The following is a 14566-nucleotide window of genomic DNA, read 5'->3' on the forward strand; positions in this document are numbered from 1 at the left end:
GCGGGATGGCGTCGCGGAGCCTTGCGGGCACCGTCACCATCCCCGCCCCCTCGCCCCGCAGGGGGAGGGAAAGCCCGTCCGGGCTCAGTTGATGGACTTGGCGACGGCCTCGACGACGCTCTTCAGCTTCGCCGCGTTGTCGTCCGAGAGGTCCTTGGAGGTGCCGATCGCGTCGAGCAGGTCCTTGTGCTTCGAGCGCAGCGTGGAGAGCAGCTGGTCCTCGAAGGCGCGGACCTTGGCGACCGGCAGCTTGTCGAGGTAGCCGTTGACGCCGGCATAGATCACCGCGACCTGCTCCTCCATCTTCAGCGGCGAGAATTGCGGCTGCTTCAGGAGCTCGGTCAGCCGCGAGCCGCGGTTGAGGAGCTGCTGGGTCGAGGCGTCGAGATCCGAGCCGAACTGCGCGAAGGCGGCCATCTCGCGGTACTGCGCGAGCTCGCCCTTGATCTTGCCGGCGACCTTCTTCATCGCCTTGGTCTGGGCCGAGGAGCCCACGCGCGACACCGAGAGGCCGACATTCACCGCCGGGCGCACGCCCTGGTAGAACAGGTCGGTCTCGAGGAAGATCTGGCCGTCGGTGATCGAGATCACGTTGGTCGGGATGTAGGCCGAGACGTCGTTGGCCTGGGTCTCGATGACCGGCAGCGCGGTCAGCGAGCCGTTGCCGGCGGCGTCGCCCATCTTGGCGGCGCGCTCGAGCAGGCGCGAGTGGAGGTAGAACACGTCGCCCGGATAGGCCTCGCGGCCCGGCGGGCGGCGCAGCAGCAGCGACATCTGGCGGTAGGCCACCGCCTGCTTGGAGAGGTCGTCGTACACGATCACGGCGTGCATGCCGTTGTCGCGGAAGTACTCGCCCATGGCGCAGCCGGCGAAGGGTGCGATGAACTGCATCGGGGCGGCGTCCGAGGCGGTGGCCGCGATGACGATCGAGTACTCGAGCGCGCCCTGGTCCTCCAGGACCTTCACGAACTGGGCGACGGTGGAGCGCTTCTGGCCGACCGCCACGTAGATGCAGAAGAGCTTGGCCTTCTCATCCGTGCCCTGGTGGGCGGGCTTCTGGTTCAGGATCGTGTCGAGGGCGATCGCGGTCTTGCCGGTCTGGCGGTCGCCGATGATCAGCTCGCGCTGGCCGCGGCCGATCGGGATCAGCGCGTCGATCGCCTTGAGGCCGGTGGCCATCGGCTCGTGCACGGACTTGCGCGGGATGATGCCCGGGGCCTTCACGTCGACGCGGCGGCGCTCGGTCGACTGGATCGGGCCCTTGCCGTCGATCGGGTTGCCGAGCGCGTCGACCACGCGGCCGAGCAGCCCCTTGCCCACCGGCACGTCCACGATGGCGCCGGTCCGCTTGACGGTCTGGCCTTCCTTGATCTCGCGGTCGGAGCCGAAGATCACGATGCCGACGTTGTCCTGCTCGAGGTTGAGCGCCATGCCGCGCACACCCGACTCGAACTCGACCATCTCGCCGGCCTGGACGTTGTCGAGGCCGTAGGCGCGGGCGATGCCGTCGCCGACGGACAGGACCTGTCCGACCTCGGAGACCTCGGCCTCCTCGCCGAAGTTCTTGATCTGCTCTTTCAGGATCGCGGAGATCTCGGCGGCGCGGATGTCCATCGTCGGGGCCTCTTACAAATCGAATTCAGTCAGGGCGTCGGCGTTGCGGTCCCGCTTTCAGCGGGCTTCCCGCATCGCCAGGCGGATTCCGTTGAGCTTCGTGCGCAGCGAAGCGTCGACCATGCGCGAGCCCATCTTCACGACGAGGCCGCCGATCAGGCTCGGATCGACATGGAGGTCGACGTCGATCTCGGCCTTCGCGATCTCGCGGAGCGCGGCCTTGATCTCGGTCAGCACCGCGTCGGAGGGCTTCTCGGCCACGCGCACCTCGGCGCGGACGATGCCCTTCGACTCGCGCACCAGGGCGCGGAAGACGGCGATCATGTCCGGCAGGGCGAACAGACGGCGGTTGGCGGCGGCGAGGCGAATGAAGTTGGCGGCGAGCCCCTTGATGCCGGCCTTCCCGACCACGGCACCGATGGCAGCGGCCTGCTGCTCGGCGGTGAAGACGGGGCTCTTCACGAGGCGGCGGAGATCGGCGCTCTCGCGCAGCAGCGCGTCGAACGTGTCGAGATCGGCGGCGACCGCATCGACTTGGCCACCCTCGCGGGCCAACTCGAACAGGGCGGAAGCGTAGCGGCCCGCCATGCCTGCGACGAGGGACCCTGCCTCGGAACCGTTCTGCGCCACCCGTCGCTCTCTCTTGCCTTGCCCGCGGTTCCGGCCGGGCCAGGCCCGATCAGGGGCTCGGTGGGGAGACCGCAGGAGATGGGATTGTGCCGCGCGGCCGGGTGCATAGTGCTCCCTGCCCGGCGCGGCGACCGCCTAGCATGGCAACACGGTGGCACGCAAGGCGAGGCGGGAGGCCGCGACGGATCGTTCCGCCATATGGTTGCGACGCCCGGGCGCAGGCCGGTAGCCGGCTCAGCGCGATTGCCCTCCCCCTTTGCGAGAGAGAATTGCCCCTGCGTCCAAGAGGGTTCGGGAAGGGGAACCCGCGTCGGAACGCACGCAGGACCCGCGACAGGCTCTCTCTCCCATTCGGGAGAGGGGACCCGCGCCTGATCCTGAAAACCAGCGATGCGCGTAGGCGACCGCCCTACCGCCGCCGGCCCCGGCCCTCGCTGATCCGGCTCGCGAGGCTGCGCACCGGGGTCTCGATCCTCTCGGCCACGAGCACGCCGGCGATGACGGCGGCGGTCATCGCGAGAAGCTGGGCGATCAGGGCGTGCATGGTCTGTCCACAGGTTCGGTCCGGAGCCGGCTCGGGCCCAGGAAAACCTTAGCCGCGAAACCCTCTCGATTCTTGAACGGCCAGGCTTGACCGGAGCTTGCCCCGCCCTACCGCCGCCGTGACGCGCGCTCTTTCGCCGGACCGGTGTCCATTTCGGCTCAAGAGCGCGAGCCCCTCAGCAGGCGAGCTTGTCGCAGCGGCGGGTGCTGGCGATCATCCGCGCGAGGGAGCGGACGCCGGGATGGCCGAGGATTCCGGCATTTCCGAGGACGTAGGAGGGCGTCGCGTAGAGGCCGAGATCGGCCGCCATGCGCATGTGGCTGCGCAGGGCCTCGCGCACGGCGTCGCTGTCGGCGACCGCCTCGATCTCGGCGGCCGGCACGCCGAGGCCGCCCGCGACCTCCAGGGCGCCCGGCCCGTCGATCCGGCCGGGCTTGCCGAGCAGCTTGGCGTAGAAGCCCCAGGCGGCCTCGGCGCCGAGCCGGCGCTGCACGGCGAGCATCACCTTGGCGGCCTGCGCCGATTGCGGCGACAGGATCGGGTTGTGCACGAGGCCGATCCGCAGGGCGGCGTCGCTCTCGTGCAGCGAGACCATGTCGGCGGCGGCCTTGCGGCACCAGGGGCAGTTGAAGTCGAAGAACTCGTAGAGCGCCGTCTCGGCCTCGCGGGAGCCGGCATAGGTCACGCCCTTCATCGCCGGGATCTGGCCGGTGATCTCGCCGGGCAGGATGGAGTTGGCCACCGCCTTGCCCTCGTCGTTGGCGACGGGCACGCGCTGCCCATAGGACTGGGCGCGGGCGAGGCTTGCGGTGAGGCCAGCGGCGAGGCCGGCGGAGGCGACGAGGAAGCGGCGGCGGTCGAAGGGCATGCCCGGCAGGTCCCGAGGGTCAGGAGCCGCCCTTCTAGCCGAGGATATGGCCTAACGGAGGCCGCCGGAGCGCTCGCCGACCGCCCAGGCCAGCGCCTGTTCCAGCCGGTCGTTGCCCCAGAACAGCTCGCCGTCCTCGGTGAGGAAGCTCGGCGCGCCGTAGATGCCGCGCGAGCGCGCCTCCTCGCCGGCCACCCGCAGGCGCGTCTTGTTCGCCTCGGCGCTCGCAGCCTTGAGGGTCTGGGTGCCGTCGAGCCCGAGCGAATCGAGGATGCCGATCACCGCGGCCGGCTCGGCGATGGAGCGCCCCTCCGCGAAGCTCGCCGTGTAGACCGCCTTCGAGAAGGGCACGAGCCAGTCCTCGCCCTGGCCGAGGACGGCCGCGCGGGTGGCGCTGAGGCTGTTCTGCGGGAAGGGATCGGGCTTGGTCAGGGCCGGCAGGCCGAGCCGCGCGGCCTCCCGCTCCACGTCGCGCCACATGTTGCGGCCCTTGGCCGGGTAGAGGTTGAAGGGCGAGGAGGTCCAGCCCTGCGCCGCGAAGATCGGGCCGAGCAGGAAGGGCCGCCAGCGCACGGCGACGCCGGCCTCGGCCGCAGCCGCCTCCATCCGCATGGCGGCGAGGTAGGAATAGGTCGAGGCGAACTCGTACCAGAACTCGATGGCTGGCTGGCGGGCCATGGGCGCAGCGTCTCCGCACGGGAGGGGTGAAGCAAGGAGCGAACCGGCCGGGGCGGAAGGCGGCGCGGCCCGAGGGAGTAGATGGGGCGCTCCCGGGCCGGGGCGAATCCCCCCGGCAGGGTCCGGCGGTTGCAGGCGCCGGATCCGCGCGATAAGCCGCCCGCGACCGCGACAGCCTGCCGCGACAGCCCGAAGACGACGGAACCGCCCGATGTCCGCTCCCGACCAGAAGCCCGTGAAGAAGGTCGTGCTGGCCTATTCCGGCGGCCTCGACACCTCGATCATCCTGAAGTGGCTGCAGACCACCTACGGTTGCGAGGTCGTGACCTTCACCGCCGATCTCGGCCAGGGCGAGGAGCTGGAGCCGGCGCGCAAGAAGGCGCAGCTCCTCGGCATCAAGGACGAGAACATCTTCATCGAGGACCTGCGCGAGGAATTCGTGCGGGACTACGTGTTCCCGATGTTCCGCGCCAACGCCGTCTACGAGGGCGTCTACCTGCTCGGCACCTCGATCGCCCGGCCGCTCATCGCCAAGAAGCAGATCGAGATCGCCGAGAAGGTCGGCGCGGACGCGGTCTGCCACGGCGCCACCGGCAAGGGCAACGACCAGGTCCGGTTCGAGCTCGGCTATTACGCGCTCAAGCCCGACGTCACGGTGATCGCGCCCTGGCGCGAGTGGGACCTGCGCTCGCGGGAGCAGCTCATCGCCTTCGCCGAGCAGAACCAGATCCCGATCGCCAAGGACAAGCGCGGCGAGAGCCCGTTCTCGGTGGACGCCAATCTCCTGCACGCCTCCTCGGAGGGCAAGGTGCTGGAGGATCCGGCGATCGAGGTGCCGGACTACGTCTATTCCCGCACCCTCTCGCCGGAGGAGGCGCCCGACCAGCCGACCGTGATCACCATCGGCTTCGAGCGGGGCGACGCGGTCTCCATCGACGGCGAGGCGCTGTCGCCGGCCTCGCTGCTCGCCAAGCTGAACGAGCTGGGCCGGGCCAACGGCATCGGCCGGCTCGACCTCGTCGAGAACCGCTTCGTCGGCATGAAGAGCCGCGGCATGTACGAGACGCCCGGCGGCACCATCCTGCTGCCGGCCCACCGCGCCATCGAATCGATCACGCTGGACCGCGGCGCGGCGCATCTGAAGGACCAGATCATGCCGCAATACGCGGAGCTGATCTATAACGGCTTCTGGTTCTCGCCGGAGCGCGAGATGCTCCAGGCGCTCATCGACAAGAGCCAGGAGAAGGTCACCGGCACGGTGCGGCTGAAGCTCTACAAGGGCGGCGTGCACGTGATCGGCCGCGAGAGCCCGAACTCCCTCTACGACCAGGACCTCGTGACCTTCGAGGAGGGCGCCGTGGCCTACGACCACCGCGACGCGGCGGGCTTCATCAAGCTCAACGCCCTGCGCCTGCGCACCCTCGCCCAGCGCAAGAAGCGCGAGGGCTGAGCGGCGCGACCCGGGCGGCGGCGCATCCGCCGCCCGGGCGATCAGGCGTAGTCGCCCGGCGCGATGTCGGCGTAGCGCAGGAAGATCTGCAGGGCCGGCTGCATGGCGTGGTGCAGGCGGTCCAGGTCGGCCTCGGCGCCGCCGATGCGGCGGTGCATCGAGGCCTCCAGGTCGGCCTCGCCGTAGGGCGCGGCCGGATCGACCAGCGGCACCATCCGGGCCTCGTCCCACAGCACGGCGAGATGCGGGATCAGGGCGAGGTGCTCGGGCGCCACGTCGAAGGTGATCTGCTCCGGCGCGGCGCCGGCCTCGTCGCGGAAGACGTCGCCGGTCCGCGCCGGGTCGAGCTTCACCAGCGGGTTGTGGTAGGTGTAGCGGCCGGGCTTCAGGGCCGCGTGCCGCACGAAGGCGGCGAGCGCGGCGCCCACCGCGCGGTGCTCCTCCTCCGCCCCCTCGTCGTCGCCGGTGACGTTGGCGATGTCGCCGTCGCGGTCGGTGCTGCCGTAGGGCGCGTCCGGATGGACGATCGGCGCGCCGTGCCCCTCCGGGTTCCAGGCCACCACGAGGCGCCGGATCAGGGCGATCCGCTCCAGGGTGATCTCGGTGGGCTCGGACATCGGCGTCTCCTCTCGGGTGCCGCTCCATAGCCGATATTCCGGGTTTCGAAAGGGATCATTCCCTGCCGCAGGGTCCGAGGCGGAGTCTCGGGGAGTGTCCCGGACCTACGGGCGCAGGCAGGCCATCAGGCCCTCGACCTGGCCGAGACGGCCCTGGATGCGGCTCGCCATGCGGCGGAGCGCCGGGGTCGGCTTGCCGGCGCTGCGCAGGATCGGGTTCGGCAGGGAGGCCGCGAGCAGCGCCGATTCCTGGCGCGTCAGGTCGCGCGCATCCTTGCGGAACCAGTGCCGCGCGGCGGCCTGCGCGCCGTAGATCCCGTCGCCCCACTCGGCGACGTTGAGGTAGATCTCCATGGTCCGCCGCTTGCCCCAGAGCGCGTCCACCAGCACCGAGAGCGGGATCTCGACGGCCTTGCGCAGGTAGGAGGGGCCCGGCCACAGGAAGACGTTCTTCACCGTCTGCATGGTGATGGTGGAGGCGCCCCGGCTCGGGCCGTCCTCGTCGTCGATGGCGTCGCGCAGCGCCCCGAGATCGATGCCGCTGTGCAGGCAGAAGCGCTGGTCCTCGGAGGTCAGCACCGCCTGGACGAGGCTCGGGCTGATCCGCTCCAGCGGCACCGCCTCGCGCGTCACGGGGCGCAAGCTCAGCCAGCGCCCGAGCATCAGGGTTGAGGGCGGCGTCACGGCGCTATAGACGAGCGCCAGCGTGAGCGTGAGAACGAGCACGATGCCCGGTGCGAGCAGGACCAGCCCGACGAGACGGCGCAGCCGGCGCGGGCGCCCCGTCCGCTTCACCGGATGCAGCGGCCGCTCCTGCGCAGTCGTCACCCCGGGCGCCGCGCCTTGCCGCGGCTCCGCTCTGATATCCTCGGGCCGCACAGCGTCGCGTCTCGTTCCTCCCAAGGCCACGTTCCCATGACCTCCTCCCCCTCAACGCAGGCTAACCCCGGATCGGTCAAGGCGGAGGGGGGCGCGGACGGGTTTTCCCACAGGCTCGCCGGCATCGCCGACACGGTCGAGCGCTTCATGGTCGACCTGCTCGACGCCACGGTGCGGCCGGGCGAGATCGCGCGGCCCCCGCGCCTGATGGAGGCGATGCGCCACGCCGTGCTCGGCGGCGGCAAGCGCCTGCGCCCCTTCCTGACCATCGAGACGGCGCGCATGCTGGGCGGCCCCGAGGCCGGGGCGCTGGCGGCGGGCGCGGGCGTCGAGCTCGTGCATTGCTACTCCCTGGTCCACGACGACCTGCCGGCCATGGACGACGACGACATGCGCCGCGGCAAGCCCACGGTGCACAAGGCCTATGACGAGGCCACCGCCATCCTGGTCGGCGACGCCCTGCAGACGCTGGCCTTCGAGGTGACCGCCGACCCGCGCTGGCAGGCGGACCCGGCCGCCCGCGCCGACCTCGTCCTCGGCCTCGCCCGCGCCTCCGGCCTCGGCGGCATGGTCGGCGGCCAGCTCCTCGACCTCTCGGCGGAAGGCCGCTTCGGCGCGGTCAGCCTCGGCGTGGACGACACCCTGCGCATGCAGGCGATGAAGACCGGCGCGATCCTCGCCTTCTCGGTGGAGGCCGGCGCCATCGTCGGCGGGGCCGATCCGGATGCCCGCGCCGCGCTGCTGCGCTACGGCCACGCCCTGGGCCAGGCCTTCCAGATCGCCGACGACATCCTCGACCGCGAGGCCTCCCCCGAGGCCATGGGCAAGGCCACCGGCAAGGACAAGGATGCCGGCAAGGCGACGCTGGTCGACCGGCTCGGCCTCGACGGGGCGCGGGCGGAGTGCGACCGGCTCGTCGGCGTCTGCGACGAGGCGGTCTCGCGCTGGGGCGCGGGCGCCGCGGTGCTGCGCGAGGCCGCCCGCTTCACGGTGGCGCGCAAGGCCTGATCGGGGTTTCGTGAGGGCGAGCCCTTTCGCGGGTCCGGGCAGAGCCCGGGCCTAGGCCCGGGCTCTGCCCCGGCACCCCGCCAAAGGGACGCATCCCCTTGGGATCACGGATCTATCGCCACCATCCAGGGTTGCGGTCTATGAGAGGTTGCTCGCGGTCGAGCTGCCTCTCCGAACTGGGCCCTCCACGACATCGGCGATGCCATCCGAACAGACGCGTTTCCTCGATGCCGGCAGTGCGATGGGCGAGGCCATCCGGCGCCACGACTGGCATGGATCCCCGCTCGGCCCCGTGGAGGCCTGGCCCGACGCGCTGAAGACCACCGTCGCGCTGATGCTCGGCTCGCGCTTCCCCCAGGCCATCGCCTGGGGGCCCGAGCTGATCACCCTCCACAACGACGCCTTCCTCCCCATCCTCGGCAACAAGCCCTCCGCGCTCGGGCGGCCGTTCAGCGCGGTCTGGGCCGAGACCTGGGACGAGATCGAGCCCATCGCCGAGGCGGCCTTCGCGGGCCGGGCGACCTTCGTCGAGGACTTCCCGCTCGTGGTGGAGCGCGGCGGCAGCCCGGAACAGGTCTACTTCACCTTCTGCTATAGCCCGATCCGCGACCAGACCGGCCGGGTGCTCGGCATCCTCGACACCGTGGCCGAGACCACGGCCACCGTCGTCGCCAACCAGCGCCTCGCCTTCCTCGACGGGCTCGGCCGCGCCGTCGCGGGCGCCCGGGACGCCGACGCGATCCTCGCCACCACCACGCGGATGGTGGCCGAGTATCTCCAGCTCTCGAACTGCGCCTATGCCGACATGGACGCGGATGCCGACGGCTTCACCATCCGCGGGGACTGGCCGCGCAAGGGGGCGCCGAGCATCGTCGGCCGCTACAGCCTCGCCGATTTCGGGCGGCTCGCCGTCGACCGGCTGAGCGCGGGCGAGCCGCTCGTCGTCAACGACAACCTGCGCGAGCTGGCGCCCGAGGAGGCGGCGACCTTCCAGGCCATCGGCATCGCCGCCACGATCTGCATGCCCCTCGTCAAGGACGGGCGCCTGACCGCGCTGATGGCGATCCACGACCGGCTGCCGCGCACGTGGTCGGAGAGCGACCTCGCGCTGATCCGCGAGGTGACGGAGCGCTCCTGGGCGCATATCGAGCGGGTGCGCGCGGATGCGGCGATGCGGGAGGCCGCCGCCGCGCTGGCCACCCTCAACGCGACCCTTGAGGAGCGGGTGGAAGAGCGCTCGGACCGCCTCGCCGAGGCCGAGGCGGCCTTACGCCAGTCGCAGAAGATGGAGGCGGTGGGCCAGCTCACGGGCGGGGTGGCGCACGACTTCAACAACCTGCTGACCATCATCCGCTCCTCGGTGGACTTCCTGCGCCGGCCCGATCTGCCGGAGGAGCGCCGCCGCCGCTACATGGACGCGGTCTCCGACACGGTGGACCGCGCCGCCAAGCTCACCAGCCAGCTCCTCGCCTTCGCCCGGCGCCAGACCCTGAAGCCCGAGGTCTTCGACGTGGGCCGGCGGCTCTCCGGGGTGGCCGACATGATCGACACCGTCACCGGCGCGCGCATCCGGGTGGTGACCGAGCGGCCGGATAGGGCCTGCTTCGTGCGGGCCGATCTCAGCCAGTTCGAGACCGCGCTCGTGAATATGGCGGTGAACGCCCGCGACGCCATGGCGGGCGAGGGCACGCTGACGCTCCGCCTCACCTGCGGCTGTCCGCTGCCGCCGATCCGCGGGCATGGCGGCTCGCCGCTGCCCTTCGCCGCGGTGTCGCTGTCCGATACCGGCAGCGGCATGGAGGCGGGCCTGCTCGGGCGGATCTTCGAGCCGTTCTTCACGACGAAGGAGGTCGGCCGCGGCACCGGGCTCGGGCTCAGCCAGGTCTTCGGCTTCGCCAAGCAATCGGGCGGCGACATCGACGTGGTGAGCACGGTCGGCGGGGGCACGACCTTCACCCTCTACCTGCCCGAGGCCGAGCCGGACGGCGACATCCGGCCCGCGGAGCAGGAGGCGGTCCCCGCGCCGGCGGCGGGCGGCGGCCACGTCCTCGTGGTCGAGGACAACCTGGAGGTCGGCCGCTTCGCGACGCAGATCCTGCGGGATCTCGGCTACGAGACCACCTGGGCCGTGACCGCGGAGGAGGCCCTCGACAAGCTCGGGCCGGACGCGGCCGGGTTCGACGCCGTCTTCTCCGACGTGGTCATGCCCGGCATGGGCGGCATCGCCCTGGCCCGGGCGCTGCGGCGGAAGATCCCGCACCTGCCGGTGCTGCTCGCCTCGGGCTACAGCCACGTGCTCGCCCAGGACGACGCCCACGGATTCGAGCTCCTGAGCAAGCCCTACTCGGCCGAGCAGGTCGGCCGCGTCCTGCGCCGCGTCATGGCGCGCGCGGCGCGGGAGCGGGGCTGAGGGCGCTGGATCCGGGACGGTTGCCCCCGAAGGCGTCGGGAGCGAGGAAACCGGCTTCAGAACGCACGCAGGACCCGCGGCAGGCCCCCTCTCCCGTTCGGGAGAGGGGGCCTGCGCCTTCTCCGGCATCGCCGCGGGCCGCTCCCCACCCATTGTCCTGAAGAGGCGCCTTCCCCGCCCCCTTGCGGGGAGGAGAGCGGGCCCATTCTATGACAATAAGCTTGAAAGACGAGAACAAAACACGTACGCAGCTGCCCACGCGCTGTCCCGCAGCGCGACGGGTCCTGCAACCCGGCGCGCCGTGAGCAGGGAGCCCGAGCCGGATGACCGCCGGCAAGGACCAGGACAGCGCGGCGGTTCCCGCGTCGCCGGCCGGTCAGCCGGTGCCCCGGGCGCCTCTGCGCGACACAGGGCCGTTCTCGGCGCCAGCCCGGACGAACACGGGACAGCGCCGACAGTCCGGCCTGCAGGTCGAGGAACCGATGCCGGGCCCAATACGAGGCCGGGTGCAGGACACGTTACGTCTGCCGAGGACGAGGCTGGGATGGGGGACGCCCTGCTTTGGCGGGACCAACCCCGATACCAGGCCATCCGAGGTCGGGGTCGATGCAGGCGGGTATCCAAGAAACCGCGACGCTCAAATCGGATGAGACTGGGCCGGACGCCTCTCTCATCCGCGGGACGCCGGGGAGCCGGTGTTTGCGCATACCGTTCAGGGTTCCGCGGCGTCCCGCGTCTCCCTCTCCGGCCAAGCCTCCGGCATCACCAGACGCGCGGAGCCGAAGGCGCGTGGGCGCTCAGTCGTCGCGGTAGACCCGCTCGCGGCGCTCGTGGCGCTCCTGAGCCTCGAGCGACAGGGTGGCGATGGGACGGGCGTCGAGGCGCTTGAGGGAGATCGGCTCGCCGGTCTCCTCGCAATAGCCGTAGGAGCCGTCCTCGAGGCGGGCCAGGGCCGCGTCGATCTTGCCGGTAAGCTTGCGCTGGCGGTCGCGGGCGCGCAGCTCGATCGCCCGGTCGGTCTCCGAGGAGGCCCGGTCGGCGATGTCGGGATGGTTCTCGTTCTCGCTCTGCAAGGCGACGAGCGTGTCCTGGGCCTCGCGGAGAATGTCGTTCTTCCAGCTCAAGAGCTTGCGCCGGAAGTACTCCCGCTGCCTTTCATTCATGAAGGGCTCGACGTCGGAAGGCGCGTAACCTTCCTCCAGCGTTACCTTCGCCATGTGTCGCCCTCACACTCGCGTCTGTGCCTGCTGACGGCCATGAACCCGTGCCGTATAGTCGAGGCGCCGTCTTGCCACAACGGAGACGAACGCAAGGTTCGGACCCGAGGCAACACGACGCGCACGGATGCGGCATCCCGGTCACGGTCGGATACGGAATCCCGAGGCCGGACGGCTGTGACTTCCCGGCCACGGGATCCCGCGGAATCGCGAACCCGACTCATGGGGCCTGCTCCGTCGGGGCCCGCAGCCGGGCGATCGCCGCGGCGATGTCCTCCGAGACCCGCCGCGCCAGCGGGTGCCGGTAATGGCTCCCGTCGAAGAACAGGTCCGGATCCCGCGCCTCGGGCCTGTCCCGGCGCCAGTCGAGGAGCGCGCTGCGCGGATGGCTCGCCAGCGCCTCGCCGATCGCGGCCTTGCAGGCGGCCTCCGCCGCCGCGCGCGGGGTGCCCGGGCGGGGCAGCGCGGCGTGGGCGACCGGGGGCAGCACGGCGACAACCGGCGTTTGCGCCGGCACCGCGCGCAGCGCCGCTCGCAAGGCGTCGGCCGCCGGGAACGGCCCGGCCCGGCCGCGCTCCGGCCCGTCCGGCACCGGCTTGTCGCGATAGGGCGCCCGATGCGCCTCCTCACCGAAGCCGAGCCGGAGATAGTCCGGCTCGTAATCCCACCAGCCGTCGGCCCGGGCGAGCGGCCGGCGCTTGCGCGTCAGCCAGCCGATCCGCTCGATCACCTCCTGCGCCACGGCGTAGCGCATCAGCCCGCGCAGGTAGCCTGGCAGGTCGGACGCGAAGAGCCAGAACGGGAAGGGCTTGTCGTTGCGGAAGGCCGGGTCGTCGCCGCACCAGAAATCGTCCGGCGCCAGCACGATCGCCTGCGGATGCGGGTGATGGCGCAGGAACCAGTCGAGGACGACGAATTGCTCGCCGGGCCCGGTGGCGGGAATCGCGAGCTGCACGAAGGGGATGCCGGTGAGCCCGCTCAACCGCTCCGGCTCGATGAGCTGGATGTGCGAGTTGCCGATGATCGCGCCCCGGAAGGCCGGATCGCGCCCGCGGCTCGCCGCGGCGGTGCGCGGTCCCTGCGGCCGGATCCCGACCGTGCCGAGCGGCGAGCGCCCGCTGTCGTAGGGGTCGAGCGCGAAGGCCAGCGCGAGATAGCCCGCGACGAGGCAGAGCGCGGAGACGAGGAATCCCCGCGCGAAGCCGCCCCAGGCGGCGTCCGGACCGGAGGGAGGGGCCGCCATCGCGTCAGAACTGGAAGTAGATGAACTCGTAGTTCGCATCGTCCCCGATCTTCAGGAGCACGACCACGAACAGGAGCCCGAACAGGATGGCGAGGCCGCGCCGGGGCGGCAGGCGGTGCACGGCGGCCCAGGCGGTGGGGCCGACCATGGCGACCAGGGCCGCGGCGGCGATGGCCCGCCACTTGAAGCCGGCGCCCGCCGGCCCGAGGCCGAGGAGCCCCTCGTAGATGCGCAGCGCCCCGCCGAAGCTGCCGGCCCGGAACAGCACCCAGGTCAGCACCACGAAGAGGCTGGTCAGGACCCAGCCGGCGAGCGACGGCATCGGCAGCTTCGCCCGCCGCCACAGCGTGCCGGCGCCGAGCCCGAGCCCGTGCAGCGCCCCCCAGGCGACGAAGGTGAGGCCCGCCCCGTGCCAGAGCCCGCCGAGCGCCATGGTGGCGAAGAGCGCGCCGACCTGGATGCCGAGCCCGCGCTGGTTCCCGCCCATCGGGATGTAGAGGTAGTCGCGCAGGAAGCGCGACAGGGTCATGTGCCAGCGCCGCCAGAACTCGCGGAGCGAAGTGGCGCGATAGGGCACGTCGAAGTTCTGCGGCAGCACGATGCCGAACAGCAGCGCGATGCCGAGCGCCATGTCGGTGTAGCCGGAGAAGTCGAAATAGATCTGGAAGGTGAAGCCGAGCACCGCCTGCCAGGCCTCGGCCGCGCTCACCACGCGCCCCACCTCCGCCGCCTGGAAGACCGGGTTGACGTAGGCCGCCAGCGGATCGCCGAGGAAGACCTTCTTGGCGAGCCCGACGGTGAGCAGCATCAGCCCGCGCCCGATCCGCTCGGCGGCGTCCGGCCGCGCATAGGGGCGCTCGTCGAACTGGTGCATGATCTCGCTCCAGCGCACGAGCGGGCCGGCGAGAACCTGCGGGAAGAAGGCGATGTAGAGGGCGTACTTGACGAGCCCGAAGCCCGGCGCGCGGCCGGCCCTCAGGTCCGTCAGGTACATGATGTGGTGGAAGGTGAAGAAGGAGATGCCGAGCGGCAGCACCCAGCCGGGCCGCGCGAGGTCGACGCCCGGGAGGAGGTCCGCGAGGTCGGCGAAGAAGTCGAGATACTTGAAGAGGGCGAGCACCAGCAGGTTGCCCGCGATCGCCCCCGGGATCAGCCAGGGCCGCGGCGCCGCGAGGAAGGCGCGGGCGATCCCCCAGTTCAGCAGGATCGAGGCCGCCAGCAGCGGCACGAAGCGCGGGTCCCACCAGCCGTAGAACACGAAGGACAGGCCGACGAGCACCGGCAGCCGCCAGGCGGGGCGGTAGCGCTCGGCGAGCCCGTGCAGCGCGAGGGCAGCCGGCAGGAAGGCCAGGAGGAAGACGAAGGAGTTGAACAGCATCGGGCGCCGAACCGGCGGCGGCGCCGGACA

General features: G+C 71.4%; 13 protein-coding genes. 3 read left to right on the plus strand and 10 right to left on the minus strand.

What is annotated here, in order from left to right; translation table 11 throughout:
• Positions 1-84: 84 nt before the first annotated feature.
• The 5 genes from atpA to MTDSW087_RS04050 all read right to left on the minus strand — a co-directional run bounded on the left by atpA (position 85) and on the right by MTDSW087_RS04050 (position 4334).
• The gene (atpA, locus tag MTDSW087_RS04035) at positions 85-1614 is read right to left on the minus strand and encodes a F0F1 ATP synthase subunit alpha (RefSeq protein WP_144760450.1); all 1530 of its coding nucleotides are present in this window, start codon (positions 1612-1614) and stop codon (positions 85-87) included.
• A 57-nt stretch (positions 1615-1671) separates the two neighbouring features.
• Positions 1672-2244 carry a F0F1 ATP synthase subunit delta gene (locus MTDSW087_RS04040; protein ID WP_144760453.1) on the minus strand — a complete coding sequence of 191 codons (573 nt, stop codon included), beginning with the start codon at positions 2242-2244 and terminating at the stop codon, positions 1672-1674.
• Between the two features lie 409 nt (positions 2245-2653).
• The gene (locus MTDSW087_RS31170; RefSeq protein ID WP_280525248.1) at positions 2654-2788 is read right to left on the minus strand and encodes a hypothetical protein; all 135 of its coding nucleotides are present in this window, start codon (positions 2786-2788) and stop codon (positions 2654-2656) included.
• Between the two features lie 175 nt (positions 2789-2963).
• A complete protein-coding gene (locus MTDSW087_RS04045) occupies positions 2964-3656 on the minus strand; it encodes a DsbA family protein (protein ID WP_144760455.1) in 693 nt (230 codons plus the stop codon).
• Between the two features lie 51 nt (positions 3657-3707).
• Positions 3708-4334 (minus strand): 2-hydroxychromene-2-carboxylate isomerase, encoded by a 627-nt coding sequence (locus MTDSW087_RS04050; protein WP_144760458.1) that lies wholly within the window; start codon positions 4332-4334, stop codon positions 3708-3710.
• A gap of 211 nt (positions 4335-4545) precedes the next feature.
• Between MTDSW087_RS04050 and MTDSW087_RS04055 the strand changes: the two genes are divergently transcribed.
• Positions 4546-5784 (plus strand): argininosuccinate synthase, encoded by a 1239-nt coding sequence (locus MTDSW087_RS04055; RefSeq protein WP_144760461.1) that lies wholly within the window; start codon positions 4546-4548, stop codon positions 5782-5784.
• Between the two features lie 41 nt (positions 5785-5825).
• Here the strand turns inward: MTDSW087_RS04055 and MTDSW087_RS04060 are convergent, their stop codons facing one another.
• Positions 5826-6401: a hypothetical protein gene (locus tag MTDSW087_RS04060; RefSeq protein ID WP_144760463.1), complete on the minus strand. Its 576-nt coding sequence runs from the start codon at positions 6399-6401 to the stop codon at positions 5826-5828.
• 105 nt (positions 6402-6506) lie between these two features.
• On the minus strand, positions 6507-7229 hold the full coding sequence (mtgA, locus tag MTDSW087_RS04065) for a monofunctional biosynthetic peptidoglycan transglycosylase (RefSeq protein ID WP_238178588.1): 723 nt from the start codon (positions 7227-7229) through the stop codon (positions 6507-6509).
• 87 nt (positions 7230-7316) lie between these two features.
• Here mtgA and MTDSW087_RS04070 point away from each other — a divergent pair, with 87 nt between their 5' ends.
• Both MTDSW087_RS04070 and MTDSW087_RS04075 read left to right on the plus strand, forming a co-directional pair.
• Positions 7317-8288: a polyprenyl synthetase family protein gene (locus MTDSW087_RS04070; protein WP_144760466.1), complete on the plus strand. Its 972-nt coding sequence runs from the start codon at positions 7317-7319 to the stop codon at positions 8286-8288.
• 199 nt (positions 8289-8487) lie between these two features.
• Entirely contained in the window at positions 8488-10698 is a 2211-nt protein-coding gene (locus MTDSW087_RS04075) for a GAF domain-containing protein (RefSeq protein WP_144760469.1), read from the plus strand.
• A gap of 797 nt (positions 10699-11495) precedes the next feature.
• On the opposite strand, the gene dksA is transcribed toward MTDSW087_RS04075, so the two are convergent.
• The 3 genes from dksA to MTDSW087_RS04090 form a co-directional block, all read right to left on the minus strand.
• Positions 11496-11915, minus strand: coding sequence for an RNA polymerase-binding protein DksA (gene dksA, locus MTDSW087_RS04080; protein WP_144760471.1), 420 nt, complete (start codon positions 11913-11915; stop codon positions 11496-11498).
• A 220-nt stretch (positions 11916-12135) separates the two neighbouring features.
• Positions 12136-13158 carry a hypothetical protein gene (locus tag MTDSW087_RS04085; protein ID WP_144760474.1) on the minus strand — a complete coding sequence of 341 codons (1023 nt, stop codon included), beginning with the start codon at positions 13156-13158 and terminating at the stop codon, positions 12136-12138.
• Between the two features lie 4 nt (positions 13159-13162).
• Positions 13163-14536 carry an MBOAT family O-acyltransferase gene (locus MTDSW087_RS04090; protein WP_144760477.1) on the minus strand — a complete coding sequence of 458 codons (1374 nt, stop codon included), beginning with the start codon at positions 14534-14536 and terminating at the stop codon, positions 13163-13165.
• Between the last annotated feature and the right edge of the window lie 30 nt (positions 14537-14566).

The sequence above is a fragment of the Methylobacterium dankookense genome (assembly GCF_902141855.1).
Classification (GTDB): domain Bacteria; phylum Pseudomonadota; class Alphaproteobacteria; order Rhizobiales; family Beijerinckiaceae; genus Methylobacterium; species Methylobacterium dankookense.

What these genes read in the sequence shown, in the direction of transcription:
- atpA (WP_144760450.1), bottom strand. Translation starts at nt 1,614, where the DNA reads ATGGACATCCGCGCCGCCGAGATCTCCGCGATCCTGAAAGAGCAGATC.
- MTDSW087_RS31170 (WP_280525248.1), bottom strand. Translation starts at nt 2,788, where the DNA reads ATGCACGCCCTGATCGCCCAGCTTCTCGCGATGACCGCCGCCGTCATC.
- MTDSW087_RS04045 (WP_144760455.1), bottom strand. Translation starts at nt 3,656, where the DNA reads ATGCCCTTCGACCGCCGCCGCTTCCTCGTCGCCTCCGCCGGCCTCGCC.
- MTDSW087_RS04050 (WP_144760458.1), bottom strand. Translation starts at nt 4,334, where the DNA reads ATGGCCCGCCAGCCAGCCATCGAGTTCTGGTACGAGTTCGCCTCGACC.
- MTDSW087_RS04055 (WP_144760461.1), top strand. Translation starts at nt 4,546, where the DNA reads ATGTCCGCTCCCGACCAGAAGCCCGTGAAGAAGGTCGTGCTGGCCTAT.
- MTDSW087_RS04060 (WP_144760463.1), bottom strand. Translation starts at nt 6,401, where the DNA reads ATGTCCGAGCCCACCGAGATCACCCTGGAGCGGATCGCCCTGATCCGG.
- MTDSW087_RS04070 (WP_144760466.1), top strand. Translation starts at nt 7,317, where the DNA reads ATGACCTCCTCCCCCTCAACGCAGGCTAACCCCGGATCGGTCAAGGCG.
- MTDSW087_RS04075 (WP_144760469.1), top strand. Translation starts at nt 8,488, where the DNA reads ATGCCATCCGAACAGACGCGTTTCCTCGATGCCGGCAGTGCGATGGGC.
- dksA (WP_144760471.1), bottom strand. Translation starts at nt 11,915, where the DNA reads ATGGCGAAGGTAACGCTGGAGGAAGGTTACGCGCCTTCCGACGTCGAG.
- MTDSW087_RS04085 (WP_144760474.1), bottom strand. Translation starts at nt 13,158, where the DNA reads ATGGCGGCCCCTCCCTCCGGTCCGGACGCCGCCTGGGGCGGCTTCGCG.
- MTDSW087_RS04090 (WP_144760477.1), bottom strand. Translation starts at nt 14,536, where the DNA reads ATGCTGTTCAACTCCTTCGTCTTCCTCCTGGCCTTCCTGCCGGCTGCC.